Here is a 1,011-nt window from a genome sequence, read left to right as displayed (position 1 = left end):
CGCCCAGCCACTGGCCGCGACCCTGGCCGGTGCCTGCTCGCTGAACATCGAATGCCAGCAGGTCAGCATCGACTTCCGCCTGAGCAGCCGCTACGTCGACGAACAAGCCACCGACCTCGACGACGCCCTGGCGCGCATCGACAAATACACCAAGGCCGGCCAGGCGATCTCCATCGCGTTGCTGGGCAACGCCGCTGAAATCCTTCCGGAACTGGTCAAGCGTGGCGTGCGCCCGGACATGGTCACCGACCAGACCAGCGCCCACGACCCGCTCAACGGCTACCTGCCCGCCGGCTGGACCTGGGACGAATACCGCGCCCGCGCCAAGACCGAACCGGCCGAAGTGATCAAGGCCGCCAAGCAGTCGATGGCCGTGCACGTCAAGGCCATGCTCGAGTTCCAGAAACAAGGCATCCCGACGTTCGACTACGGCAACAACATCCGTCAGATGGCGCAAGAAGTGGGCGTGGAAAACGCCTTCGACTTCCCGGGTTTCGTCCCGGCTTACATCCGTCCGCTGTTCTGCCGTGGCATCGGCCCGTTCCGTTGGGCGGCACTGTCCGGCGACCCGCAAGACATCTACAAGACCGACGCCAAAGTTAAAGAGCTGATCCCGGACGACGCGCACCTGCACAACTGGCTGGACATGGCCCGCGAGCGCATCAGCTTCCAGGGCCTGCCGGCGCGTATCTGCTGGGTTGGCCTGGGCCAGCGCGCCAAGCTCGGCCTGGCATTCAACGAAATGGTGCGCAGCGGCGAGCTGTCGGCACCCATCGTGATCGGCCGCGACCACCTGGACTCCGGCTCGGTGGCCAGCCCCAACCGTGAAACCGAATCGATGCAGGACGGTTCCGACGCCGTGTCCGACTGGCCACTGCTCAACGCCTTGCTCAACACCGCCAGCGGCGCGACCTGGGTTTCGTTGCACCACGGCGGCGGCGTCGGCATGGGCTTCTCCCAGCACTCGGGCATGGTGATTGTCTGCGACGGTACCGACGAAGCCGCCGAGCG

The 1,011-nt window shown here is 65.8% G+C and carries 1 protein-coding gene; it reads left to right on the top strand.

The window, feature by feature from the left end; all coding sequences use genetic code 11:
* Positions 1 to 1,011 (top strand): urocanate hydratase (gene hutU, locus HX846_RS36795; RefSeq protein WP_178967412.1); only part of this gene is annotated, 1,011 nt, incomplete at both ends.

This window comes from Pseudomonas sp. K5002, assembly GCF_013386655.1.
Lineage (GTDB): Bacteria > Pseudomonadota > Gammaproteobacteria > Pseudomonadales > Pseudomonadaceae > Aquipseudomonas.
The sequence above is the reverse complement of the archived record's forward strand: the minus strand, read 5'-3'. Positions and strand labels throughout refer to the sequence as shown.